This is a genomic window from Ureibacillus aquaedulcis, assembly GCF_030418165.1.
Taxonomy (GTDB): domain Bacteria; phylum Bacillota; class Bacilli; order Bacillales_A; family Planococcaceae; genus Ureibacillus; species Ureibacillus aquaedulcis.
The window spans coordinates 1-490 of the sequence record NZ_JAUHTQ010000043.1 but is presented as its reverse complement, the minus strand read 5'-3'; the positions used below and the strand labels follow the sequence as shown (position 1 = coordinate 490).

5 tRNA genes are annotated in these 490 nt (G+C 53.5%); all 5 read left to right on the top strand.

What is annotated here, in order from left to right:
- The first annotated feature begins 11 nt into the window (after window positions 1-11).
- The 5 genes from QYB95_RS19125 (at window position 12) to QYB95_RS19105 (ending at window position 470) form a co-directional block, all read left to right on the top strand.
- A tRNA-Leu gene (locus QYB95_RS19125) sits at window positions 12-96 on the top strand.
- 40 nt (window positions 97-136) lie between these two features.
- A tRNA-Gly gene (locus QYB95_RS19120) sits at window positions 137-211 on the top strand.
- A gap of 4 nt (window positions 212-215) precedes the next feature.
- Window positions 216-304, top strand: a tRNA-Leu gene (locus tag QYB95_RS19115).
- 6 nt (window positions 305-310) lie between these two features.
- Window positions 311-387 (top strand) — tRNA-Arg (locus tag QYB95_RS19110).
- Between the two features lie 6 nt (window positions 388-393).
- Window positions 394-470, top strand: a tRNA-Pro gene (locus QYB95_RS19105).
- Window positions 471-490: the final 20 nt, after the last annotated feature.

Genomic DNA, 490 nt, shown 5'->3' with positions numbered 1-490 from the left:
GATACTTAAATGCGGGTGTGGCGGAATTGGCAGACGCACTAGACTTAGGATCTAGCGCCGCAAGGCGTGGGGGTTCGACTCCCTTCACCCGCACCATTTAAGTTTTAGGTATTGCCAGAGGAATTTATATTGCTATGCGGAAGTAGTTCAGTGGTAGAACACCACCTTGCCAAGGTGGGGGTCGCGAGTTCGAACCTCGTCTTCCGCTCCAAAATGCCGGGGTGGCGGAACTGGCAGACGCACAGGACTTAAAATCCTGCGGTAGGTGACTACCGTACCGGTTCGATTCCGGTCCTCGGCACCACTCTATGCGCCCGTAGCTCAATTGGATAGAGCGTCTGACTACGGATCAGAAGGTTGTGGGTTCGACTCCTGCCGGGCGCGCCATTATTACGAGAAGTAGCTCAGCTTGGTAGAGCACTTGGTTTGGGACCAAGGGGTCGCAGGTTCGAATCCTGTCTTCTCGACCATGCAACTCTTAAATGTTATT